This window comes from Corynebacterium gallinarum, assembly GCF_014837045.1.
GTDB lineage: Bacteria > Actinomycetota > Actinomycetes > Mycobacteriales > Mycobacteriaceae > Corynebacterium > Corynebacterium gallinarum.
In genome coordinates, this window is sequence record NZ_JACSPR010000004.1 from 90,282 (window position 1) to 113,295 (window position 23,014).

General features: G+C 61.7%; 18 protein-coding genes. 7 read left to right on the plus strand and 11 right to left on the minus strand.

Annotated elements, in window-relative coordinates:
• Positions 1–2: 2 nt before the first annotated feature.
• Positions 3–1,073, plus strand: coding sequence for a DNA integrity scanning diadenylate cyclase DisA (gene disA, locus H9627_RS06980; RefSeq protein WP_191733291.1), 1,071 nt, complete (start codon positions 3–5; stop codon positions 1,071–1,073).
• Here disA and H9627_RS06985 read toward each other — a convergent pair.
• Together H9627_RS06985 and H9627_RS06990 are read right to left on the minus strand one after the other, a co-directional pair.
• Positions 1,070–1,780: a hypothetical protein gene (locus tag H9627_RS06985; RefSeq protein ID WP_191733292.1), complete on the minus strand. Its 711-nt coding sequence runs from the start codon at positions 1,778–1,780 to the stop codon at positions 1,070–1,072. The two genes, disA and H9627_RS06985, sit on opposite strands and share 4 nt — an antisense overlap.
• A gap of 69 nt (positions 1,781–1,849) precedes the next feature.
• On the minus strand, positions 1,850–2,473 hold the full coding sequence (locus tag H9627_RS06990; RefSeq protein ID WP_191733293.1) for a carbonic anhydrase: 624 nt from the start codon (positions 2,471–2,473) through the stop codon (positions 1,850–1,852).
• A gap of 67 nt (positions 2,474–2,540) precedes the next feature.
• Between H9627_RS06990 and H9627_RS06995 the strand changes: the two genes are divergently transcribed.
• Positions 2,541–3,422, plus strand: a complete 882-nt coding sequence (locus H9627_RS06995) for an HhH-GPD family protein (RefSeq protein WP_191733294.1) — start codon at positions 2,541–2,543, stop codon at positions 3,420–3,422.
• A gap of 92 nt (positions 3,423–3,514) precedes the next feature.
• On the opposite strand, the gene H9627_RS07000 is transcribed toward H9627_RS06995, so the two are convergent.
• Together H9627_RS07000 and H9627_RS07005 are read right to left on the minus strand one after the other, a co-directional pair.
• A complete protein-coding gene (locus H9627_RS07000) occupies positions 3,515–4,291 on the minus strand; it encodes an acetoin reductase (protein ID WP_191733295.1) in 777 nt (258 codons plus the stop codon).
• A 177-nt stretch (positions 4,292–4,468) separates the two neighbouring features.
• On the minus strand, positions 4,469–7,252 hold the full coding sequence (locus H9627_RS07005; protein ID WP_191733296.1) for an ATP-dependent Clp protease ATP-binding subunit: 2,784 nt from the start codon (positions 7,250–7,252) through the stop codon (positions 4,469–4,471).
• Positions 7,253–7,527: 275 nt separating this feature from the next.
• On the opposite strand from H9627_RS07005, the gene H9627_RS07010 reads away from it, so the two are divergent.
• Positions 7,528–8,961: a GuaB1 family IMP dehydrogenase-related protein gene (locus H9627_RS07010; protein WP_191733297.1), complete on the plus strand. Its 1,434-nt coding sequence runs from the start codon at positions 7,528–7,530 to the stop codon at positions 8,959–8,961.
• Here H9627_RS07010 and H9627_RS07015 read toward each other — a convergent pair.
• Positions 8,958–10,394 carry a DHA2 family efflux MFS transporter permease subunit gene (locus H9627_RS07015; RefSeq protein WP_191733298.1) on the minus strand — a complete coding sequence of 479 codons (1,437 nt, stop codon included), beginning with the start codon at positions 10,392–10,394 and terminating at the stop codon, positions 8,958–8,960. The genes H9627_RS07010 and H9627_RS07015 overlap by 4 nt on opposite strands.
• Before the next feature lie 334 nt (positions 10,395–10,728).
• Between H9627_RS07015 and H9627_RS07020 the strand changes: the two genes are divergently transcribed.
• The 4 genes from H9627_RS07020 to H9627_RS07035 all read left to right on the plus strand — a co-directional run bounded on the left by H9627_RS07020 (position 10,729) and on the right by H9627_RS07035 (position 17,488).
• Positions 10,729–12,657, plus strand: coding sequence for an MFS transporter (locus H9627_RS07020; RefSeq protein ID WP_225213579.1), 1,929 nt, complete (start codon positions 10,729–10,731; stop codon positions 12,655–12,657).
• Positions 12,658–12,793: 136 nt separating this feature from the next.
• Positions 12,794–14,560: a hypothetical protein gene (locus H9627_RS07025; RefSeq protein ID WP_191733299.1), complete on the plus strand. Its 1,767-nt coding sequence runs from the start codon at positions 12,794–12,796 to the stop codon at positions 14,558–14,560.
• A 10-nt stretch (positions 14,561–14,570) separates the two neighbouring features.
• Entirely contained in the window at positions 14,571–15,728 is a 1,158-nt protein-coding gene (locus tag H9627_RS07030; RefSeq protein WP_191733300.1) for a hypothetical protein, read from the plus strand.
• The gene (locus H9627_RS07035; RefSeq protein ID WP_191733301.1) at positions 15,725–17,488 is read left to right on the plus strand and encodes a hypothetical protein; all 1,764 of its coding nucleotides are present in this window, start codon (positions 15,725–15,727) and stop codon (positions 17,486–17,488) included. The genes H9627_RS07030 and H9627_RS07035 overlap by 4 nt, the downstream gene beginning before the upstream one ends.
• Here the strand turns inward: H9627_RS07035 and H9627_RS07040 are convergent.
• The 6 genes from H9627_RS07040 to H9627_RS07065 all read right to left on the minus strand — a co-directional run bounded on the left by H9627_RS07040 (position 17,472) and on the right by H9627_RS07065 (position 23,011).
• Positions 17,472–18,428 carry a DUF559 domain-containing protein gene (locus tag H9627_RS07040; protein ID WP_225213580.1) on the minus strand — a complete coding sequence of 319 codons (957 nt, stop codon included), beginning with the start codon at positions 18,426–18,428 and terminating at the stop codon, positions 17,472–17,474. The two genes, H9627_RS07035 and H9627_RS07040, sit on opposite strands and share 17 nt — an antisense overlap.
• Before the next feature lie 241 nt (positions 18,429–18,669).
• Entirely contained in the window at positions 18,670–20,238 is a 1,569-nt protein-coding gene (gene lysS / locus H9627_RS07045; RefSeq protein ID WP_191733303.1) for a lysine--tRNA ligase, read from the minus strand.
• A 50-nt stretch (positions 20,239–20,288) separates the two neighbouring features.
• The gene (locus H9627_RS07050; RefSeq protein ID WP_191733304.1) at positions 20,289–21,083 is read right to left on the minus strand and encodes a pantoate--beta-alanine ligase; all 795 of its coding nucleotides are present in this window, start codon (positions 21,081–21,083) and stop codon (positions 20,289–20,291) included.
• Positions 21,080–21,781, minus strand: a complete 702-nt coding sequence (locus tag H9627_RS07055) for a 6PGD fold domain-containing protein (protein WP_191733305.1) — start codon at positions 21,779–21,781, stop codon at positions 21,080–21,082. The genes H9627_RS07050 and H9627_RS07055 overlap by 4 nt, the downstream gene beginning before the upstream one ends.
• Positions 21,781–22,533, minus strand: coding sequence for a DUF6779 domain-containing protein (locus H9627_RS07060; RefSeq protein WP_191733306.1), 753 nt, complete (start codon positions 22,531–22,533; stop codon positions 21,781–21,783). The genes H9627_RS07055 and H9627_RS07060 overlap by 1 nt, the downstream gene beginning before the upstream one ends.
• 10 nt (positions 22,534–22,543) lie before the next feature.
• A complete protein-coding gene (locus tag H9627_RS07065) occupies positions 22,544–23,011 on the minus strand; it encodes a DUF3180 domain-containing protein (protein ID WP_191733307.1) in 468 nt (155 codons plus the stop codon).
• Between the last annotated feature and the right edge of the window lie 3 nt (positions 23,012–23,014).

Here is a 23,014-nt window from a genome sequence, read left to right on the forward strand (position 1 = left end):
TCATGAGCACCACCACCGATATCCTCCCGGATGTCCACACCATGCGTGACACCCTGCAGCGTCTCGCACCCGGCACCCCACTGCGCGACGGCCTGGACCGCATCGTCCGTGGCCACACCGGCGCCCTCATCGTCCTCGGCGATGAGGAGAATGTCACCTCCATCTGCGACGGCGGCTTCGAATTCGACGTCACCTTCGCCGCCACCCGCCTGCGCGAACTGTGCAAGATGGACGGTGCCGTGGTCCTGTCCTCGGACGGCGAACGCATCAAACGCGCCAATGTGCAGCTGATCCCCTCGCCGTCCTGGCCCACCCAGGAATCAGGCACCCGCCACCGGTCTGCGGAACGCACCGCCCTGCAGACCGGTGTGCCGGTGATCGCCGTGTCCGAATCCCAGAACACCATCACCCTCTACGTCGAGGGCATGTCGCACATCCTGGAGGAACCCTCCACCCTGCTCAACCGGGCGAATCAGGCGCTGGGCACCATGGAGCGCTACCGTGACCGCCTTGATCAGGTCAATACCCGGCTCCACATGGCGGAGCTGCACAACTACGCCACGGTGATCGATGTGGTCTCCGTGATCCAGCGTGAAGAGATGCTTCGACGTGTCGGCGAGACCATCGACACGAATGTGCTCGAACTTGGCCGGGAGGCCAAACAGATCAAGATCCAGCTCACCGAACTGCGTGGCGACAACGACCGCGAACGCGGCTACATCATCGCCGACTACCTGGTCACCGACGGCATCCCCGCCGATGAGGCGATCACCGAGGCGCTGGAGGCTGTCTCCGGTCTGGACGACAAATCCCTGATGAAGCCCTCCAACATCGCCCGCATCCTGGGTCTTCCCCCCACGGAGGAGGCACTCGATGAACCGGTGATACCCCGCGGCTACCGCACCCTCAACCGGGTGCCCCGCGTGCAGAAATTCCTCATGGATAAACTCGTGGGCGAATTCGGGAACCTGCATGCACTGACCAGCGCCTCCGTGGAGGAGATCAGTGCTGTCGACGGCGTCGGATCGCTGTGGGCCCGCCACATCACCGATGGGCTGGCCCGGCTGACCTAACCCAGGTTGAAGGTCAGTGCCTGGGAGGGGTTGTCCCCGATGACGGTGTGCAGGAAGTAGGCACCCGCGGGCACCGGCTGACGGTCGGAGCACCGCTCCGGCGCGGAGGTGGTGCGTGACCAGATGGCCTGGAAATAACGCTGCTCCCCTGCGGGGAAGACACGGGTTCCGGTTTCCACCGCCGGGTTGCAATCCACATCCGCCCAGACACGGGCGTTGGTGGCCAGGTCATAGACCTCGAAGCGCAGGACCTCATCATCCAGGTCGACCTCACAGTCGGCGGCGGTGGGGTTCTCCACCGTCATATACAGCTGTGGTTCCTCACCGGCGGCGAAGTTCGGTTTGTTACTGCCGGCGGTGATGACCAGATCCGACAGTTCGCAGGAGTCCTTCGGCGCACCGGTCGGCTCCGCGGATTCCTCCGTGGTGCCCTCAGCTGCCGACACCGAGGAACCGGCGGCATCCTCCGGGCTGGAGGAGGCTGCGGTTCCGGTGGTCTCCGTCGTGGTCTCCGGGGTGATGTCCACGGAGTTGTCCAGCGTGGTGGTGGCCGCGGCGGTGTCGGTGTCTGTCTCCTCGGAGGATTCCCCACCGAGGGAGGTCAGACCCCAGATGGCCAGGGCGATCACGACCAGCAGAATGACAAGCGCAGCGATACGACGGCGCCTGTAGATGACTTCGTTGTGTCTCGGAGTTCCCACAGGCATCAGCTTATTCCTTGGTCACCCTGGGAGGAGGCACCAACACGTGAACGGGTTAGTTTTCACCCCCTCCTGTTAATCCACGTTGCGGGTAATCACAGGCTCGGTGAGGCCATCGGACAGGCGGTAGCGCAGGCCCACGATGCCGACCTTGCCGTCCTCAACCCTCTCGGCGATTTCAGGGGCACGGGTGAGGATCTGGTCCACGGTCGCCTTCACATGGTGGCACTCGAATTCCTTGATGCTTTCCAATCCCAGGCCACGGGCCTCCAGGATGGAGGGGGCGACCTTCTCGATCATGACACGCTGGTACCCACCCGGGATGTCCCCACCGTCGAGGGCGGCGGCGGTGGCGGCGACGGCACCGCAGGACTCATGGCCCATGACCACAACGAGCGGAACCTCAAGAGCCTCGATGGCGTATTCAATGGAGGCGAACACCGCCTGGTCGAGGATCTCACCTGCGGTACGGACCACGAAGAGATCACCCAGTCCGACGTCGAAGATGATCTCCACCGGGACGCGGGAATCGGAGCAGGACAGGATGACTGCGGAAGGACGCTGGCCTTCCCGGAGTGCCTGACGACGCGGGGCGTCCTGGTTGGGGTGGTCGCCCTGGTGGTCGATGAATCGCTGGTTACCGGCCCGCAGCGCCTCCCAGACGGCGGCAGGGGTACGTTCTACATTTCGCAATGGCATGAGTTCTATTCTTCCATCATGAATGTTTGGGATGCGAACCGACCCATGCATTAGAATTTCCGGGGACATGTCACATAACACTCTCCAGTCCTCCATCCTCCAGTGGTTCCGCCTCAACGCCCGCGACCTGGCGTGGCGCGATCCCGACACCTCTGCCTGGGGAATCCTGCTCTCCGAGGTGATGAGCCAACAGACTCCGGTGGCCCGCGTCGAACCGATCTGGCTGAAGTGGATGGCCACCTGGCCCACCCCGCAGGCGTTTGCGGAGGCCTCCCCCGATGAGGTGCTGCGCGCCTGGGGAAAGCTGGGGTATCCGCGTCGGGCCCTGCGGTTGCTGGAGTGTGCGAGGGTGATCGTCGACAAGCATGGTGGCCGGGTACCGGACACCGTCGACGAACTGCTCGCCCTGCCCTGCATCGGCGACTACACCGCGCGCGCCGTGGCCGCGTTCGCGTTCGGGCGAAACGTACCGGTCGTGGACACCAACGTGCGCCGCGTGTACCGACGCGCCGTCGAGGGCCGCTTCCTGCAGGGAACCGCCTCCAAAAAGGAGCTTGTCGACGTCGCCGCCATTCTCCCCGCTGCCTCCGGCCCCGAATTCTCCGCCGGGATCATGGAACTGGGCGCACTGATCTGCACCGCCACGTCACCGAAATGTGCTTCGTGCCCACTGTTGGAACTGTGCGAATGGCAACGCCTGGGATGCCCCGCCCCCTCCGAGGAGGAACTCGCCTCCGCGAAGAAACGCGTGCAGAAATTCGCCGGCACCGACCGGCAGGTCCGCGGCCTGATCATGGATGTGCTGCGCGGGGCGGACGCACCCGTGGCGAAATCAGCCATCGACGTGGTCTGGCCCGACGAGGCACAACGCTCCCGGGCACTGTTCTCCCTGTTATCCGATGGCCTGGCCGAGCAGGATGCCGACGGGAACTTCCACCTGCCTCGTTAACCCCGAGATCCTGTTTCCAGAGACCGCAATACTTAACCCAGAGATCACTGGTGGTTTCTGGAGACAGGATCTCTGGGTTAAGGTTCGGCGGTCTAGTTGTAGAGCATGCCACCGTCGACGAGAATGACCTGGCCGGTGACGTAGTCGGAGTTCCCGGACGCCAGGAAGGAGACGACACCTGCGACATCCTCCGGGACGGAGGGCCTGCCCAGGGCGATGGTGGAGGAGTATTCCTCGAAATTCTGACCGATGGGCTTGCCGTTGATCTTGGACAGCTCCTCATCGATCTGCTTCCACATGCCGGTGCCCACGATGCCCGGGGCATAGGCGTTGACGGTGTGGCCCTTGGGTGCCAGCTCCTGTGCCGCGGCCTGGGTGAGACCACGGACCGCGAACTTGGTGGTGGCGTAGGCGCTGAGAATCGGGAACCCCTGGATCGCCGCGATGGAGGCAGCGTTGATGATCTTGCCCTTCACACCGAGTTCGTCGAATTTCTTCGCCGCCACCTGGATGCCGAAGAACACCGAGAACACATTGATGGAGTAGATCTGCTTGAGGTCCTCCTCGGTAATCTCCATCAGCTGCTTGATCTGTGCGATGCCGGCGTTGTTGACCAGGACATCGAACCCACCCAGTTTCTCGGCGACTTCATCAACAGCTGCCTCGAAATTGGCCTTATCGGAAACATCGAGTGCGACGAAGTGGGCTTTCTGGCCAGCGGCTTCGATGTTCTTGAGAACCTCTGCCGCGGTCTCCTCCTGGTGGGGGAGGTCTGCGATGGCAACATCAAGGCCATCATTGGCGAGTTTTTCTGCGATTGCACGGCCGATGCCCTGGGCACCTCCGGTGACAAGTGCTACTTTGCTCATGATCTTGATCCTTTCCTCGTGAATTGGCCCAGAGGCCGGAAGGGACAAGACCCGCTGGCCTCTCTTGGGGGCCCACGTTAGGTGAGTGCGTCAGATCGTGCAGAAAGCATCCTGTGAGCAAACTCCAGGCACAACAAAACCCCGCATCGTCGATGCGGGGTTTCGTCGTGAAGCGCTCTACTGGTCGCGCTGTGGTGCAGCACCACCCGGCTGGTCATCGGTGCCGTAGTAGTCACCGGTGACGCGCTCGGATTCCGTGGGGTTGGAGGAGGCATCCTCATCCAGCTCGCGGAGGGTGTCCGTGTCGATGTCATCGAGGGAGCCGGTCTCCGGGACATCGCCGTCGGCTGCGGAGTCGACATCCTGGATGGCCTCGGCGGCCTCAACGGAGATCTCGGAGAACTTGCCGTCCGGCAGTGGCTTCGGGCGCGGGGTGAAGGTGAAGGTGGCGCCGTCGGTGTTCTTCGACTCGCCATCCCAGCCGTCGACGTCAACGGTGACGATCTCGCCGGCACCGATCTCGCCGAAGAGGATCTTCTCCGACATCGCGTCCTCGATCTCACGCTGGATGGTACGACGCAGTGGTCGTGCACCCAGTACCGGATCGAAACCGCGGGAGGCCAGCAGAGCCTTGGCCTTGTCGGTGAGCTCGATGCCCATATCCTTGTCCGCCAGGGCACGGGAGACACGGCCGATGAGCAGCTCGACCATCTGGACGATCTGGTCGCGGGTCAGCTGGTGGAAGACCACGATCTCGTCGATACGGTTGAGGAACTCGGGGCGGAAGTGCTTCTTCAGCTCGTCGTTGACCTTGTTCTTCATCCGGTCGTACTGGGCGTCGGAATCGGTTTCGTTGCTTCCGCTGAAGCCCAGGCCGACAGCCTTGGAGATGTCCTGGGTGCCCAGGTTCGAGGTGAAGATCAGCACGGTGTTCTTGAAGTCCACCACACGACCCTGGCCGTCGGTGAGACGACCATCCTCGAGCACCTGCAGGAGGGTGTTGTAGATCTCCTTGTGGGCCTTCTCGATCTCGTCGAAAAGCACCACGGAGAACGGCTTGCGGCGGACCTTCTCGGTGAGCTGGCCGCCCTCCTCGTAGCCGACGTATCCGGGAGGTGCACCGAAGAGACGGGAGGCGGTGAAGCGGTCGTGGAACTCGCCCATGTCGATCTGGATGAGGGAATCATCGTCACCGAACAGGAACTGGGCCAGCGCCTTGGACAGCTCGGTCTTACCCACACCGGACGGACCGGCGAAGATGAAGGAACCGGACGGACGCTTCGGGTCCTTCAGGCCTGCACGGGTACGGCGGATCGCGCGGGAGACAGCCTTGACGGCCTCGTCCTGCCCGATAATGCGCTTGTGCAGCTCCTCCTCCATGTTGAGCAGGCGGGAGGACTCCGCCTCGGTCAGCTTGAATACCGGGATGCCGGTCCAGTTAGCCAGAATCTCAGCGATCTGCTCCTCACCGACCTCGGCGATCTCCTCGAGATCACCCGCACGCCACTGCTTCTCCTTCTCGGCGCGCTCCTCCCCCAGCTTGCGCTCCTTGTCGCGCAGTCCGGCGGCCTTCTCAAAGTCCTGGGCGTCGATGGCCGCCTCCTTCTCACGGCGGACATCGGCGATACGCTCGTCGACCTCACGCAGCGATTCAGGGGCGGTCATGCGCTTGATGCGCATGCGGGCGCCGGCCTCATCGATGAGGTCCACGGCCTTGTCCGGCAGGAAACGGTCGTTGATGTAGCGGTCCGACAGCTGGGCTGCGGCCACCAGGGCACCATCGGTGATGGACACACGGTGGTGGGCCTCGTAGCGGTCACGCAGACCCTTGAGGATCTCAATGGACAGCTCAACAGAGGGCTCCGGCACCTGCACCGGCTGGAAACGACGCTCCAGGGCGGCGTCCTTCTCGATGTGCTTGCGGTACTCATCCAGGGTGGTGGCACCGATGGTCTGCAGCTCACCACGCGCCAGCTTCGGCTTCAGCAGGGAGGCTGCATCGATGGCACCTTCAGCAGCACCTGCACCGACGAGGGTGTGGATCTCATCGATGAACAGAATGATGTCGCCGCGCTGGTTGATCTCCTTGAGCACCTTCTTCAGGCGCTCCTCGAAGTCACCGCGGTAACGGGAACCGGCAACCAGGGAACCCAGGTCCAGTGAGTAGACCTGCTTGTCCTTCAGGGTCTCCGGGACCTTGCCGTTGACAATGTCCAGGGCCAGGCCCTCGACCACGGCGGTCTTACCCACACCGGGCTCACCGATGAGCACCGGGTTGTTCTTGGTACGACGCGAGAGCACCTGCATGATGCGCTCGATCTCCTTGTCACGACCCACCACCGGATCCAGCTTGCCGTCTTTGGCAGCCTGGGTCAGGTTACGGCCGAACTGGTCGAGGACCAGCGAGTTGGAACGCTCACCGGCACCGCCGCCCGTGGCGCGGCCACCGGGGGCGGAACCGGCGCCGACAGCGTCGCCACCCTGTCCACCCTGCGGGCTATCCGGGGATCCACCCTGGCCACCTTCGTAGCCGGAGAGAAGCTGAATAACCTGCTGGCGCACGCGCGGCAGATCAGCGCCGAGCTTGACCAGCACCTGGGCTGCCACGCCCTCACCCTCGCGGATGAGGCCGAGAAGCAGGAACTCGGTGCCGATGTATTTGTGGCCCATCTGGAGACCCTCACGCAGTGAGAGCTCCAGGACCTTCTTGGCACGCGGGGTAAAGGGGATGTGACCGGTGGTCGGCTTGGAGCCGTGACCGATGATCTCCTCGACCTCCTGGCGAACAGCATCGAGAGAAATGCCCATGGATTCCAGGGCCTTCGCTGCTACACCCTCACCCTCATGGATGAGACCAAGAAGGATGTGTTCGGTGCCGATGTAATTGTGGTTGAGCATGCGCGCCTCTTCCTGCGCGAGCACAATCACGCGGCGTGCACGATCGGTAAACCTCTCGAACATGTTCTCCCCTTACCTATTTCCTCTAATTTTAACTTTCACCCACTCTAACGCGGGGACCGGACAAAACTTCCCCTGTTTTGTCGGCGCAGGCCCGCGGCAAGCGGGCAGAACGGTTGTATTGGCAGGTCAGGGGGTGTTTTCTGAGGGGTTTCCGCCCTGTACGCCTGTAGCGAACAACGTCGGGCACGGGGATTCTGGCGGGCGTCGACAAGCAAAAACGGCGGGAGCATGTATCCTAGCGGGCGTTCTGACCGCCGACCCAGGGAGCTTGCACCATGCGTTTTCTCAACGATTCCACACCGCCGTATGAACTGACCTACGCGGATGTGTTCATGGTCCCGTCGCGCTCCGATGTGGGGTCCCGGATGTCGGTTGACCTGCGCACGGTGGATGGCACCGGCACCACGATCCCGCTGGTGGTGTCGAATATGACCGCGGTTGCCGGGCGGCGCATGGCGGAGACGATTGCGCGTCGCGGTGGCATCGCGATCCTGCCCCAGGACGTGCCCGCCGAGATCGCCGCGGAGACGATCGGCAAGGTCAAGGAGGCGGATCTGGTCTTCGACACCCCGATCACCATCAAGCCGCACCACACCGTCGGGTATGCCCGCAACCTGCTGCACAAGCGGGCGCACGGTGCCGCGATCGTGGTGGAGGGTGAGACCCCGATCGGCCTGATCACCGACAAGGATCTGCGTGCGGTGGATAATTTCACGCAGGTGGGCACACTGATGAGCACCTCCCTGCTCACCCTGCCCGATGACATCGCACCCGAGGAGGCCTTCGGGATCCTGCACGGCGCGAGCCGCAAACTCGCGCCCGTCGTCTCCTCCAGCGGCCGTCTGCGCGGCATCCTCACCCGCGCCGGCGCCCTGCGCGCCACCATGTACGACCCCGCGGTCGACTCCTCCGGCAGGCTCCGGGTGGGCGCCGCGATCGGCATCAACGGCGACATCGAGGGACGTACCCGCACGCTTATCGACGCCGGTGCGGACGTCCTCGTCGTCGACACCGCCCACGGGCACCAGGCTGGCATGATCGATGCTTTAGGACGCGTCCGTGCCGTCGGCGTCAACGTCCCCGTGGTCGCCGGCAACGTGGTCACGGCGGATGGTGTGCGCGACCTGGTGGCGGCGGGCGCTGACATCGTGAAGGTGGGCGTCGGACCGGGTGCCATGTGCACCACCCGCATGCAGACCGGCGTCGGTCGCCCGCAGTTCAGCGCGGTGCTGGAATGTGCTGCCGCAGCCCGCGAACTGGGTGCCCACGTGTGGGCCGACGGTGGCGTGCGCGATCCCCGCGATGTGGCACTGGCCCTGGCCGCGGGTGCCTCCAATGTGATGGTCGGGTCCTGGTTCTCCGGCACCTTTGAATCCCCCGGTGACCTGCACGTGGAATCCGACGGCCGGATGTACAAGGAATCCTTCGGCATGGCCTCACGCCGCGCGGTGGAGAACCGCAACCAGAAGGTCGAAGCCTTCGAGAAGGCCCGGCGCGCCATGTTCGAGGAGGGCATCTCCACCGCACGCATCTACATCGATGAGAAGAACGGCGGTGTGGAGGATCTGGTGGATGACATCATCGCCGGTGTGCGCTCCGCCTTCACCTACGCGGGTGCGGACTCCATCCCGTCATTCTCCGAGCGCGCCGTGGTGGGTGTGCAGTCCACCGAGGGTTACGCCGAGGGCAAGCCGCGGGCGTCGCGTTAGGCTGCTTCGGTTTCCTCCACGCGGGTCACGAACAAGGAGGCGACCAGGGCGATCGTGGCGATGACCGCACCGGCAATGAATGCGGTGCGTGCACCTGCAGCCACCGCCTCCGCCTGTGCGCTGCCGGCATTGCTGGCCAGCACGGTACCCAGGGACAGTGCCGCGATCATGATGGCGGTACCCGCGGCACCGGCCAACTGCTGCAGGGTGTTGAGGATCGCCGAACCGTGCCCATAGAGGATCCGGGGCAGTGAGCCCAGCGCGGTGGTCATCAGTGGGGTCATCATCAGACACATGCCGATGGAGAACACGATGTGCAGCCCGACCACCATTTCCACCGGGGTGGAGCTGTTCAGGAAGGTGAAGGACCAGGCGGCCGCGGTGAGCAGAATGGCACCGGGGATCAGCAGCGGACGTGGGCCCACCTTGTCGTAGAAGCGTCCGATGAACGGGGCGACCAGACCCTGCAATAAGCCGCCGGGCATGACCACCAGGCCGGTGACCAGTGCCGTGACACCCAGCGAGGTCTGCAGGTAGATCGGCAGCACCATCACGGTGCCCAGCATCGCACCGAAGGCCAGGAGGATGGCTACCAGCGCGAAGGTGAAATTGCGGATGCGGAACGGACGCAGGTCCATCAGCGCACGGTCCTGCTTACCCAACTGGAGCTGACGACGGATGAAAATCGCCAGGGCCAGGGCGCCGACGATGATGACGACGATGCCCGTCATGCTATCGCCGTTGAGGACCGCACCGATGGAGCTGAACCCATAAACCAGGCCACCGAAGGCGACCGCGGACAACAGCACGGACGGGATATCCAGCGGGGAGATCCTGTTCTCGCCGATGTTTTCAATCAGTAGGGTGCCCACGATGAAGGTCACCGCGACGATCGGGAGCATGATCCAGAACAACCAGTGCCAGGTCAGTGAATTGAGGATGAAACCGGAGACCGTCGGCCCCAGCGCCGGTGCCACCGAGATCACAATAGAGATGATGCCCATCACCGCACCACGACGCTCCGTAGGCACCACGGTGAGGGTGACGGTCATCAGCAGCGGCATGATCAGGGCGGTGCCGATCGCCTGGATGACGCGGGCTGTCAATAGGACGGCGAAGGTCGGTGCCAGCGCCGCCACGAAGGTACCCACCAGGAAGAACAACAGCGCCGTGACAAAGATGGTCTTGGTGCTGAAACGGTCCAGCAGATACCCCGTCGTGGGGATAACCACCGCCATGGTGAGCATGAAACCGGTGGTCAACCACTGGGCGGTGGTCTCCGGGATCCGGAAATCCTCCATGATGGAGGGAAGAGCCACAGAGAGAATCGTCTCGTTGAGGATCATGATCATCGCGGAAATCACGAGGATTGCGAGCACGATGACAACATCCCTGGGAAGTGCCGGAGAGCTCTGTTTAGTAGGGGTTTCCATAGAGGGAGCTGAAGACCTTTCGAGGGGGGCACTCCACCGGGTTGGATACCTGATGGAGTAAATACCCAGTGGGTGAAAGAGGTGAAAAAACTTCTCAATCCTGTCACAATTGGCGCTCATCCACCAACCCGCGATTGTACGGGCAGATCACCTGGGATTCTTCCCGATCGCCGACACCGGTATTTAAGCATAATTAGAAAGTCTGGTATTATGCTAGGCTTCGTGGCCTCCTGGCCACGACGGTGATCAATGACACGACACGTAGGGGTATCTGCAGGACCTCCTGACACGGCACGGTTGATCAGCCGATTAACGCCAAATGTCAGGAAAATCTATGCCCCCATCTCAAACTGCCCCTGTCCACTCACCGGCACGTGCCGCCTGGATGATTGCAGTTGCGGCCGCCGCAGCATTCCTCGCCACCTTCAATGAGACATTCCTCAACGTGGCCTTCACACCGATCATGGATGACTTCGGGGTGGATGTGAACACCGTCCAGTGGCTGACCACTGGTTATCTGCTGGTTGCGGCGGTATTCGTACCAGTTTCCAATGTGCTCTACCACCGGTTCCCCACGCGACCTTTGTTTGTTGCCGTCGTTGCGATCATGGTGATCGGTTCTGTGGTTGGTGCTCTTGCCCCGAGCTTCACTGTGCTCCTGATCGCACGCCTGCTCCAAGCCATCGGCACGGGCCTTCTCACCCCGATCGGCATGAACATCACCTTGGCTGTTTCTCCCCGTGAGAAGCTGGGAATGAACATGGGCATCATGGCCGCCATGACCACGCTTGGGCCCTCACTGGCCATCGTTCTGTCCGGTGCTCTGCTGACCATCGCACCGTGGACCACCCTGATGTGGGTCTTCAGTGGACTGACCGTTGTGGTGTTACTGTCCGGTGCCCTCATTCTGTGTAATGTCGCCGCCCTGGGCCACCCGGTGTTGGATATCCCATCCTTCCTGCTCGTGGCCGTGGGCCTGGTCGGCATCCTCTACGGTGTCTCCGCCGCCTTCGGTGGCGCTGCGCTCTACGCTGGTATCTCCGCTGTGGTTGGTCTGGTGGCCATGTGGATGTTCGTCATCCGCCAGCGCCGCATCGAGCACCCACTGATCGACATGCGTCCGTTCTCCAACGCACCCTTCGTCATCGGTGTGCTGATGACCATGCTGGGCCTGGTCTTTGTCTTCGCCATGAATGTCATCATCCCGCTGTTCCTACAGTCAGCACGCGAGATGTCTCCACTGGGTGCTTCACTGACCCTGGCACCGGGAATTCTCCTCACCGTGGTGGCGGGGCCACTGGCCGGCCGCCTCTTCGACCGCCACGGTGGCCGCTGGTCGATCCCGCTGGGTTTCCTGCTCATGGCGGTCTTTGTCACGATGGTCGGAGTTGCTGCGGGTTATTCCTCCATCCTGCTCTTCGGTGTGCTCTACGTCCCGGCGGTGCTGGCCACAGCACTGGTCATCGGACCGTCACAGACCTTCGCACTCTCCCAGCTCGACCGTGAGACCAGCCCCCACGGTGTCACGGTGGTCTCCACCAGTTTCCAGATCGCAGGCTGTGTGGGTACTTCCCTGGCTGCCGGTATCTACGGTTCCCTGACCGCTTCCAATATCCGCGCTGGCAACAGTGAAGCTGATTCCCTGCTCACCGGTTTCCGTGGTGCTGTTGCACTGGTTGTGATCACCTCCATCATCGGGATCATCCTGGCATTCCTCGCGTACCGCTCCAAGCGCCCGGTTGAGGCTGCTCAGCACCCGGAGAACACCGTCGAATCCATCATGAAGACCGATGTGTACACCCTGTCCGCTGAACAGACCGTGCTCAGCGCCCTGCAGACCTTCACCGAGCGCGGCATCTCCGGAGCACCAATCGTCCACCCGGATGGCTCCCTGGCGGGTTTCCTCTCCGATGGCGATGTCATGCGCTACCTTTCTGCAACGCATCCATCCTCCACGTCGATCTACTCCTACGCGATCGGTGCCGATGATGACCTCGCACAGGCGATGTCCGACCTAGCGAGTCTGAATGTCATGAGGTTGGCCACCCGCGACGTGCTCACCATCGACGCCAGTTCCTCCATCGCTGATGCCGTTGCCGCTCTCTCTGATGCAAACATCAAGAAGGTGCCGGTGGTACGCGGTGAGAACGGCCCCGTCGTGGGCATCATGAGCCGCTCCGCCATCAACCGTTTGGCTATCGGCAGTTACCTCAGCTCCCGGGACGAGCTGCTGCATCCCGTGGGTTCAGGATCTCATTCATAGCCCGCTAGAGATCATAGGAACATAGATTTCTCGGCCTGCACTTTGCCGGTGCAGGCCGTTTTCTATTTAACAGTCAGCCTTGCTGTGCATGACTACATCTCACCTGCCCCGACTTCAGCAGCTAGTCTAAATGCCTATGTCAATGATCAGTGAACTTGACCTCGGAGTACTCCTACAAAAGGGTTTCGCCACTGCGGTGGAACTCCGGCTCACCCGAACCTGGGAGTCTGGTGAAGAACAGTTCTTTTTCACTTTCAGTTATATTCCTGCTGTATTCCCGGATGCTGAAGGCCTGCAGCTGGAACGCCAGGGCATGAAACTACGCATGCATCATGATGGTGTTGAGGTTCTGCGCCGCACCCGGGAAGGTATCTGGCATTTTCCCGAAGGTTCCGATCTCCCCTTCCACCACGCAGGCACCGAGGTTCAAATCCTGGAACCACTGCGTTTCCTCGTTGAGCCCTACCGCAGGTGGTCTGATTATTACCCACTTGCACGGCTGGATGTCACACAGGCGGTGACATCCACCGTCGCCGGACGTTATGTGTGGAAGATCCCGGTTCACACTCGGAATGAAGACGGATTGACCAGTCTCGATATCGATGCAGAAACAGGCGTGGTGCTGGCAGCGGAGAGTACAAAGGAAAGAATTGAAGCTGCCATAGTTTCCTACCCGGAATCCATCCCTGACCCCACCTGGACAGGAGAACTGGCGCAGGTTCCGGATACTCCTGTTTCTATCACTCCTCTTGAAGAGGGCAACCACATCAGGATCCATGCGGAACGCCATGACAAACGGCATTTTCACAATGCGCAGGCCGGCGATATGATGCGTCTCCCCCTGATATTCCAGGTGGATTCTGATGCACCCGCTCACCGCAGCATCACCCGGCGTGGTCAGGTCTTGAATAACAATAAAGAACCCCGGGATGGCCAGTGGGAGGCACATTTCATCGGTGATGGCTGGCATGCCGACCTCCGCTCCCCCACCCCATTGATCGGCGAGGTGGAGATCAGCGGAGTCCTGACACCTGCTCCCAATGAGGACGGTCCTGCAGTCAACTTTGAGGTTGTGCGCATCCACGACGCTGAAGAGCTGCTTATCGACGCCCTCCCCTGCTCACCCACCGCCCCGATCCAACCCCGCGCATTCCACCCCTTCAACTGCGCCCACGATGACACCCACCTCTGGATGTCCGACCACCAGCTGCCGATTGTGCGCTACTGGTCAGTGGAGACAGGGGAATACTGCGGTGAGGTGGCAGTCCCTGCGGCTATCCAACCATATGGGACCTCCATCTTTCTCTCCCGCAACGGGGACGGTGACGTGGTGGCAACCTGGCAGGAGCAAGACTGGTTGGTCAAAGACCGGTCCCCCTTTGTGTATCCACCCCCGGAACCATCTCCTGCTCCATCTGCTCCGGGGTTGCCGGACGGTTGGGTTCTGGGCCGTGTGCTCACGGATGGACTTTTCACCGCCTACCCTCACCCACCGCTCAAGGGTGCCTTCACACTCCATATCGGGATGGAAGATAAACTTCAGCCCCTGGACATCGATAAGCGGGCGGTCTCGGGTGGCTTTATCTTTAACGGGCAGGTCATGATTGTCACCGGAAAAACCGAATATCATCTGGATAATAATCTTCACCTGCAGGAGACCATTGAGATCACAGACCGGGCCCGCTATGACATCTTTGGCGATATTCTCCTTCGCCGCACCGGTACCCAGGGACAGTTCTTCCTCCGTTCCACCGGTGAGGAACTCTGTTCCACCACATGGCATCAGCCGCACCTTCTCACGGTGAGCCGTGAACACATCATGGTGCTGGACAACTTCGAGGACCTTGCCACCTGGACCCCGCAGGACGGTTGGCGGACGGTGGAGTTGGAGGGGCGTCGATAAGCTCAAAGCCATGACCCTCCGCAAGCTACGCGTCCTGTGCACCTTCCATGGAATGGAAGGGTGGATCCCCGACTGGAAACCCGGTGACCACCTGCACCTGTTTTTGTCATTCAACCTCGAACCACCTCCGCTTGAGGGGTTACGGACCACCCGCCGGGGTTTCCTCGAACGGGGAGATCTGGTTGAGGGAGGTCGGACCTACGGCTTCCATGCAGATGGGTGGAATGCGGAGCTCTACACGCCCATTCCCCTGCCCCGGGAGGTGGAACTGAGTGGCTATTTCACCCACAGTCTCCATTCCAGTTTCGACATCCCCACCTACGTCGTGGTTACCGCCGTGCACCGGCATGAGGCCGGCACCATCATCGATGTCACACTCGACGGTGCCACCCCACGCCCGCTGCCGGTGCCGGCTGACGGTCAGGTGCTTTGCGACGACCAGACCCTCTGGATCCTTGACGCTACGCTCCACTCCCTGCGCGGATTCTCCATATCCACCGGAGAACTGATTACGCAGCTTTCTGTTCCCACCTGGGATCCTCTCATCCGTCTAGGCCCTAATCTGATCAGTGACAGGTCCAACTGCTGGCGATTACCTGATCTTGCACCGGTGGTGATTGCTGATCCAGAGGCACCGGAGGGATGGGAAATTATGCGGGATTTCGGGAACGGACTGTACTCGCTCATTAAGACTATCGAGGCGAGCACAGGGGACTATTCTTCCACCTCCCTCCTGCAGGTGGATCCACCCAGGTTCCTGGACTTTGATCTCAGTGGGTATGAAGTTACTGCCGCCTATCACTTCGGGAATAAGATTCATATCTTCACCTGGAAACACCATCTGGTCCTGACAGAAGATTTCAGGGTGCTGGAGGTTGAGACCAAGGAAGATCTGCCGGGGATGTACACCCCGATCGCTCGCGCCACAGGACTTGAGTCCGGCACAGTATTCGGCCCCTACGTTGTCTTCGCGGAGCATGACGGTCTGGTATTTCATGATCAGGTGACCACCGAGAAGATCACTGAGCTACCCCGACCGGACAAGGGATGGCTGGAAGTTGCACATGCATCGGCAGAACGCATCGTGGTCGCCCTGCGCAGGAATACAGTTCACGCCATCGCAGTGTGGGAAACCGGGCAATGGAACACTATAAGGTTGGCCAGATGACTCCTGTTGAACTTCTTGACCTGCTCAAATCAGCTCAATCAGTCCCCACCCGGATGGTGTTGGACAGAACGGTGAAAAAACCTCCTGAATACCGCGGGTGGGCGATTGGCGGACATGCGTTCTTCTTCTCTGATCCTGCGGGGCTGACTATTACCCGCAATGGCCGAGAACTGCATGTTCATCGTGATGGCGTGGATCTGTTGCGAAGAGCCGCAGGCAGGGTATGGCAGTTCGATGGCCCCGTCCCGGTGGAATACCGTGATGATGACATCGGTGTGCCGGGTCTGCTCGGGGGTTTTCTGGGATTTGTTGATTCCCTCTCCGAGCTGAGTGGTTTTGATGCGGCACAGGTGCGGGAGGGCTCCATTGCGGGGCGTGATGTCCTGATCGTGCCGCTCGACGAAGTGATTTTGAGCCTCGATGCCGAGCACGGTGTGATCCTCGGGGTGGAAAATGACATGGAATCCGTCTTCGCCACCTCCGTGGATTTCCTGAATTTTTGGGATTCACCCGTATGGGGCGGGCCGGTCACCGAACCTGAACGGGAGCCTGAGCCGGCAGGAATTCCGCCGATAACGCTGCCACCTGCACCGACAAGGGAACGTGACCTGCGTGTTCTCTGCACGCAGGAGGCGATGGAAGGTGAGATCCCCGATTGGAAGCCAGGCGACACGGTGCGCCTGGAATTGTCATTTACTATCGGTTCTCCACCGTTGGAGGGTTTGCAGAGCACCCGGCGCGGACGACTCATCCCGGAGAAGCTCCTGCATCGTGGACGGACCTACACTTTTCTCGCCCACGGTTGGGCGGCACGGGTGTTCACCAGGACTCCCCTGCCAGAGGACGTGAAGCTGAGCGGTTACTTCATTCACTGCACCTATACCGGATTCGAAACTAATACCTACGTGGTGATCACCGCGGTATACCGGCATGGATCAGACACCATCATTGATGCCACCCTAGACGGAGCGGTTCTACCTCCGATTCAGCCGGTGACCGATGGCTCCTGTATATCCGATGGGGAAATTCTCTGGATCACTTCTTCCGAGTTGCCGCTGGTCCGTGGTTTCTCCTTAAGCGATGGAAAGCTGCTCCATGAACTGACGATCCCCACCTGGGACCATATCTATCTGGAAAAACCCGACAAGGTGACTGCAGGGGAAAAGCACTGGCAGTTACCGGGGTTGGAAAAGGTGGAAGCACCTGAACGAAAAGAGCCTCCTCCTGGTTGGGAACAGCCCCAGAAACACACCGAGAATCTCTACAGCCTGTGGGCCGAACTGGGTCCTGATTTGCAGGGCGGAACCTGTCAGGCGCTGATGACCCTCGATCCCTTCCAGCTGGTATCCCTGGACCTCGATGGCTTCACTATCAGCAATGCCTACCGCTTCGGCGATCGGATCTACGCTGAAACCATGCACCACGTGATCGTGCTCAGCCTGGCGTTGGAGGTTGAGCAGATCTACACCAACCATGGCTTCTTCACACCTCACCCCGATGCACCCCAGATGGGTACGCCGGCGGGTGAGCTCATCTGCTTCGAGGATGCTGAGATTTTTTCATTTCATGATCCGCTGACCACAAATCAGCTCGTTGATTTTGTGATTCCTGATGGTTTCATCCCCCATGTCGTGGTGGGTGAACCCGATAGAATTGTGATCTCCCTGGAGAACAAAACCTCCCGCTTGCACAAGACTGCCTGGGTATGGGAATCAGATTCCGGGTGGAGAGAATGCAGGTTAGTCAGGCCGCTTTCCTGAAATGGGTTGGCGGGCCAGAGGCCAGGACGTCTGTGAGTAATCGGAGAAGTTCTGGTTCCTGCCCATTCAATTGCTTTGGTTCAATACGCAGAACCACATATCCGTGGTTGGTGAAGAATTTCTCCCGGTCCCGCTCTGCTATGAGTGCGGATTCCAATTCCTTGGGGCTTCCGGCGTTATATTTTGAGCGCCCGTCGACCTCCACGATAATCCATCCGTTGATCAGGAAATCCACCAGATAGAACCGTCCGTTTACATCTCGATTGAAGCGCACCTGCGGTTGGATGGAGGTGATTCCCGGCAGGTCGGCCTCTTGGAGAATGAGCCGGGCGCGGGTTTCCTGGGCGCTGTCGGAGTTGGGTACCGAACGGCCAATGGCCTGGCGGAGCACCCGCATGCCACGGTAACGTCGATAGCCCTCAAGGCGTCTGTACAGTTCTGCCCGGGTGAGCTCCGGATACCTGCGGCGGGCCGAATCGATCACCACCACCGCCGCATGCAGTCCGTCATAATGCGCCACATCCAGCAACAACCTCATCAATGAGGCCACACGGATCCCGTGGTATTCCCGTATGTCCGTTGGATCCAGACGGCCGTAGCGGTAGATCACCCCTTCAGGCCAGGTCCTGGGGGAACTCGGGGTGCCGCAATTGGGCAGGTAACAGGCCACATGTTTTTCTACCTCCAGCGTGTCCAGCTCCCACAGCCTGGCGGCAGCCTGTCCCCCGATAACCGCCTTGTCCATTGTCATTCCCACCGCGAAAGCTTTTGCGGCGGCCTTGTCCCAGGGGGTGAGATCTAGGTAGGCGGCGGAATTCATGGCGACCTCGGCGGTCAGCTTGCGCAGTGTGCCATCGCGTAGATGAGCGTTGAGCACATGGTCACTTTGTTTCAGTCTGGTCAGGTTGATCAGATTGAATTCCTGTCCCCAATTCTTCATACAGCTAATCATCAGTGGACGGGGCTGAAATCCTCAAGTATCTGGTCTGGGAGCAGCGGAGAACCTGTGGATAACCAGAATCTATCCACAGACTCAGATGGTCTCGGGTTGCGGATCAGGGGCACAGCCATTAACCCAGAAATCCTAACCCAGAAAGGACAGAAGTTAACCCAGAGATCACTACTGCTTTCTGGAAACAGGATCTCTGGGTTAATGGGGAAAGGGATGGGGGCGGGGAAATTTAGTGCTGTTCGGGCTTGACCAGGGGGAACAGCACGGTCTCGCGGATGCCCAGGCCGGTCAGGGCCATGAGGAGGCGGTCGATGCCCATGCCGTTGCCGGAGGTTGGGGGCATGCCCTGTTCCATGGCGGCGAGGAAGTCCTCATCCAGCACCATGGCCTCGTCGTCGCCACCTGCGGCCAGGCGGGCCTGATCCTCGAAGCGTTCGCGCTGGATCACGGGGTCAATCAGCTCGGAGTAACCGGTGGCCAGCTCAAAGCCGCGGACATACAGGTCCCACTTCTCGGTGACACCGGGCTTGTCCCGGTGCTGGCGGGTCAGGGGGCTGGTTTCCACGGGGAAGTCCTTGACGAAGATCGGGCCGTGCAGCTGGTCCTCGCACAGCAGCTCCCAGATTTCCTCGACCAGTTTGCCGTGGCCCCAACCACCCTTCTCGGGCACGGCCAAGCCGATGACGGCAGCGATCTCCCGCAGCTCAGCTACCGAACTGTCCACTGTGACCTCGGGCTGACCGGGGAATTTACGCTGCAGCGCTTCATTCAGGGAGGGGTACATCTCGATGGTCTTCCACTCGCCGCCGAGGTCGTAGGTGGTGCCGTCGACAAGCGTCACCTCGGTGGTGCCGAAGACCTCCTGAGCCACGAACTGCACAAGGCCCTGGATCAGGCGGGCGCCGGTCTCGTAGGTGCCCCAGGCCTGGTAGGTCTCCAGCATGGCGAATTCGGGTGAGTGGGTGGAATCGGCACCCTCGTTGCGGAAGTTGCGGTTGACCTCGAAGACGCGCTCCATGCCACCGACCACGCAGCGCTTGAGGAACAGCTCCGGCGCGATACGCAGGTAGAGGTCCAGGTCGAAGGCGTTGGAGTGGGTCACGAAGGGACGTGCTGCGGCACCGCCGTGGAGGGTCTGCAGCATCGGGGTCTCCACCTCGAGGAAGTCCTCGCCCTCCAGGTACTTGCGCAGGGCACGCATGACCTTGATGCGGGTCAGGGCATTGGTGCGGGCCTGCTCGCGCATGATCAGGTCGGTGTAGCGGTGGCGGACGCGGGTGTCCTCGCTCATGTCCGCGAATGCGACCGGCAGGGGGCGCAGAGACTTGGAGGCCATGTGCCAGGAGTCGGCCATGACGGAGAGTTCGCCACGCTTGGAGGCGATGACCCGGCCGCGCACGGAGACGATGTCACCGAGGTCGACATCAGCCTTCCATCCGGCCAGGGCCTCCTCGCCCACGGCGGCCAGGGACAGCATCGCCTGGACGGTGGTGCCGTTGCCCTCCTGGATGGCGGCGAAGCAGAGCTTGCCGGTGTTGCGGATGAACATGACGCGGCCGGCGATGGCCACCACATCATCGGTTTCATCACCCGCGGCGAGGTAGGTCACGCCCTCGGCGTCACCCTCCCCCACCACGTACTTCTCACGCAGGTCAGAAATCGAGATGGTGCGGTCGACCTCGACAGGGTAGGCGTGTTTTCCACTGTCCAGGATGCGCTGGCGCTTCTCGCGACGAATGCGCAGCTGCTCAGGCAAATCGGCGGAATTGTTCTTGGAAGTGGAATTCGAGTCAGTCACGGATACCAACGTTAGTCGATACCCCGGGCTCGGGAGCAATCACTCTGCAATCACTCGATATTCTTGAAACCGATTCCCAGCGGGAGGCCTACGTTGTCGATGAGGAGGACGTCGCCAAGCGTCACGGCGATAAACAGGCGCGCGTCGCCGACCTCGGGCGCTGGCCCCATGTCCAGGCCGCGGAGCTCCAGGTGGTCGGGGGTGACACCGGCCGCCTCGAGCACCCCGCGGGTGGTCTCCAGCACGGTCGCGGCGCCGTGTTCGGCGGAGTGCGCGCCGGCGGTCAGGGCGGCGCCGATGGCCGTGGCGCGCTCACGGTCCGTGGCGGCGATGCGGGTGTTGCGCAGGGAGATCGCCAGGCCGTCGGGCATGCGTACGGTGGGCACGCTGTGCAGTTTCACCGGCAGGTGCAGATCGCGGATCGCGCGCTGCACGGCCACCAGCTGCGCATAATCCTTCTCACCGAGTACGACATCGCTCGCGGCCGTCGCACCGACCAGGCCGAGCACGCGCGTGACCGCGTCCCCGACGTCCATGCTTATCGACGCATCAACCCTGGTGCGAATTCCACCCGGCCACATCATCTCATCGGTGTAGGGGAAGAGGGCATCGATGCGTTCCTCACGGATACGCTCGTGATCCTCCGCAGGCCCGGCGTAGGCCACCACAACCACCGCACCCGGGATGCGCTTGGCCGCGCGGATCAGCGCGATGTGACCCGCGTGCAGCCCCGTGCCCAGGGGCACCAACACCACCGGTTTTCCGGTCCGGCGCAGGGCGCGACCGAACATCCCGATGTGGTCCACACTGTCAAAAACCCGACCCTGGCCGTGTTCGAAACTCACCGGTCCTCCTTCTGGATTGCCCACAATTCAATATCCTGCGCCCGCGAGATCTCCGCCTGCCGACGCGCCAGATCCCGGAACAGTCGTTGCCTGCCGGGATCCGCCACGGATTCATACTGACGTATCAGACTATCCAGCCGGGGCACGGGGACAAATCTGCCGGTGGCGGCCTCGACGATGTCGGTGGAGGTTTCAATGTCACCGAGGAAGGTGTCCAGGAACCGCACGGCGTCCTGGGTGAGGGTGCGCACATACCCCATGTAGGTCACGGCGGCGGCGAGTTCGACCCGCTGCGCATCATCAACCTCGATGACCGATCCGCCCAACTCCCCCACCAACAGGCCCACGATGGTCTCACCCAGTTCATCGGTGGAGGCGGCCACCCAGCGGTCCTCGCCCAGCGGGTAGGCGCACATGACGATCGCCCCCTCCGTCTCCAGGGGATCCATGATCTGGATGCCGTGCATGAGGGAGGTGTGCAGGAACATCTGCCCGCGCCGGGCGTAGGTGGCGAGCTGGACGATGATGTCAGCCAGGCTGTCATCGGCCACCGCGATGACCACCAGTTCATAATCCCGGATGTCCGCGGCGGCGGTGACGGCATGGACGGTGTGGTCGGCGGCGGATAACTCCCGGGTCAGATCCACCAGGTTCTCACCGTCGGCCAGCACCCCCACCCTCAGGCGTGGTGCGCGCACTACTTCTTGTCCTTCTTCTTCGCGGCGGCGAGCAGCTCTGCGACGGAGACCCCTCCGCTGCGCTCATCACGGCGACGGCGCCCACCTCCGGCATCAGGCGATGCATGTCGGGAACGGCGGGGCTGCTCCTCTTCCTCGGGCTGCTCCACCTGGACATCGACCACTTCGGGTTCCTCCGGTGCGGTCCACTCAGGGGTGGGTACGGTATCAACCTGGTCTGGGGCAACCTGCTCCGGCGTTTGCTCCTCCCGCTTCTGGCGGTTCTGCTCGGATTCCAGCTCGATGATCCTGCGGGCCTCAGCCTGGACCACCGCAGGCTCGTAGACCCATTCCCGGCCGGAGAGTTCGGACAGCTGCACGCGCATCTCCTCGAGCTGCTGACGGATCTCCTTCAGCGTCTCATTGTCCTTCACGCGCAGTTCGTTCTGGTGTTGTTTCTCCAGGCGGAATTTCTCGGCCTGCTGCTCCGCCTGTTTCCGCTCCATTTCGGCGCGGTGGATGGCCTCCGTGGACTCCAGTTCCTTCTGTGCCTGCTCCACCTGTTTGCGGTCTTGGAAGAGGAGGAAGAAGGCGAGGACGGCGGACCAGAGCGCGGCAAGCAGGGCGATCTTCTGGGCCCCGTCACTGTCGGTGAGGAGCATGATCACGCTGGCCACCAGTGCCAGGCCTATCAGGACAATGAGGAGAACTTGTCCACGGTCGACAGGGGAAGCGCCGGGCTCCGGCCTGCTGCTCGACGATTCGTGACTCATGGATTCCAATCTAGCTGATCGATTCCCCGGATTGGGGAGGTGGGACCTCGCAGCTGCGTTCGAGGTACAGTCCCGCGGCAGCCAGGGCGATGCCACCCAGGGCAGAGGCCAGTGCCCCGGGGAGGTCCTCGGAGGCGGCGACCAGGTCACCGACCCGGGGGATCACATGGCTGGAAATGCCCACGTAGATGCCACCCACGATGGCACCGGTCCAGGCTCCTGCCCGGCCCACCAGCATGAGCTGCGCGATGGTCATGGGGTTCATCTGGCTGCGGTCCTGGCCGATCAACCCGTCCTCCATCCGGCCGCGGACCTTGATGCCGGCGAACACACACATCACCGCCATCACCCACAGGCTGATGGAGATGGCCACCGGGATGGTGCTCATCGAACCGTAGAAACGCCACGTGAGAATCGCGGAGACGGCGGCGATGAAACCACCGACCGCGATCAGCATTGCCGTGGACGTCCGCTGCATGGG

Excerpts from the sequence above, each read along its gene's own strand:
- disA (WP_191733291.1), top strand. The coding sequence starts at position 3 with ATGAGCACCACCACCGATATCCTCCCGGATGTCCACACCATGCGTGAC.
- H9627_RS06985 (WP_191733292.1), bottom strand. The coding sequence starts at position 1,780 with ATGCCTGTGGGAACTCCGAGACACAACGAAGTCATCTACAGGCGCCGT.
- H9627_RS06990 (WP_191733293.1), bottom strand. The coding sequence starts at position 2,473 with ATGCCATTGCGAAATGTAGAACGTACCCCTGCCGCCGTCTGGGAGGCG.
- H9627_RS06995 (WP_191733294.1), top strand. The coding sequence starts at position 2,541 with ATGTCACATAACACTCTCCAGTCCTCCATCCTCCAGTGGTTCCGCCTC.
- H9627_RS07000 (WP_191733295.1), bottom strand. The coding sequence starts at position 4,291 with ATGAGCAAAGTAGCACTTGTCACCGGAGGTGCCCAGGGCATCGGCCGT.
- H9627_RS07005 (WP_191733296.1), bottom strand. The coding sequence starts at position 7,252 with ATGTTCGAGAGGTTTACCGATCGTGCACGCCGCGTGATTGTGCTCGCG.
- H9627_RS07010 (WP_191733297.1), top strand. The coding sequence starts at position 7,528 with ATGCGTTTTCTCAACGATTCCACACCGCCGTATGAACTGACCTACGCG.
- H9627_RS07015 (WP_191733298.1), bottom strand. The coding sequence starts at position 10,394 with ATGGAAACCCCTACTAAACAGAGCTCTCCGGCACTTCCCAGGGATGTT.
- H9627_RS07020 (WP_225213579.1), top strand. The coding sequence starts at position 10,729 with ATGCCCCCATCTCAAACTGCCCCTGTCCACTCACCGGCACGTGCCGCC.
- H9627_RS07025 (WP_191733299.1), top strand. The coding sequence starts at position 12,794 with ATGTCAATGATCAGTGAACTTGACCTCGGAGTACTCCTACAAAAGGGT.
- H9627_RS07030 (WP_191733300.1), top strand. The coding sequence starts at position 14,571 with ATGACCCTCCGCAAGCTACGCGTCCTGTGCACCTTCCATGGAATGGAA.
- H9627_RS07035 (WP_191733301.1), top strand. The coding sequence starts at position 15,725 with ATGACTCCTGTTGAACTTCTTGACCTGCTCAAATCAGCTCAATCAGTC.
- H9627_RS07040 (WP_225213580.1), bottom strand. The coding sequence starts at position 18,428 with ATGAAGAATTGGGGACAGGAATTCAATCTGATCAACCTGACCAGACTG.
- H9627_RS07060 (WP_191733306.1), bottom strand. The coding sequence starts at position 22,533 with ATGAGTCACGAATCGTCGAGCAGCAGGCCGGAGCCCGGCGCTTCCCCT.
- H9627_RS07065 (WP_191733307.1), bottom strand. The coding sequence starts at position 23,011 with ATGCAGCGGACGTCCACGGCAATGCTGATCGCGGTCGGTGGTTTCATC.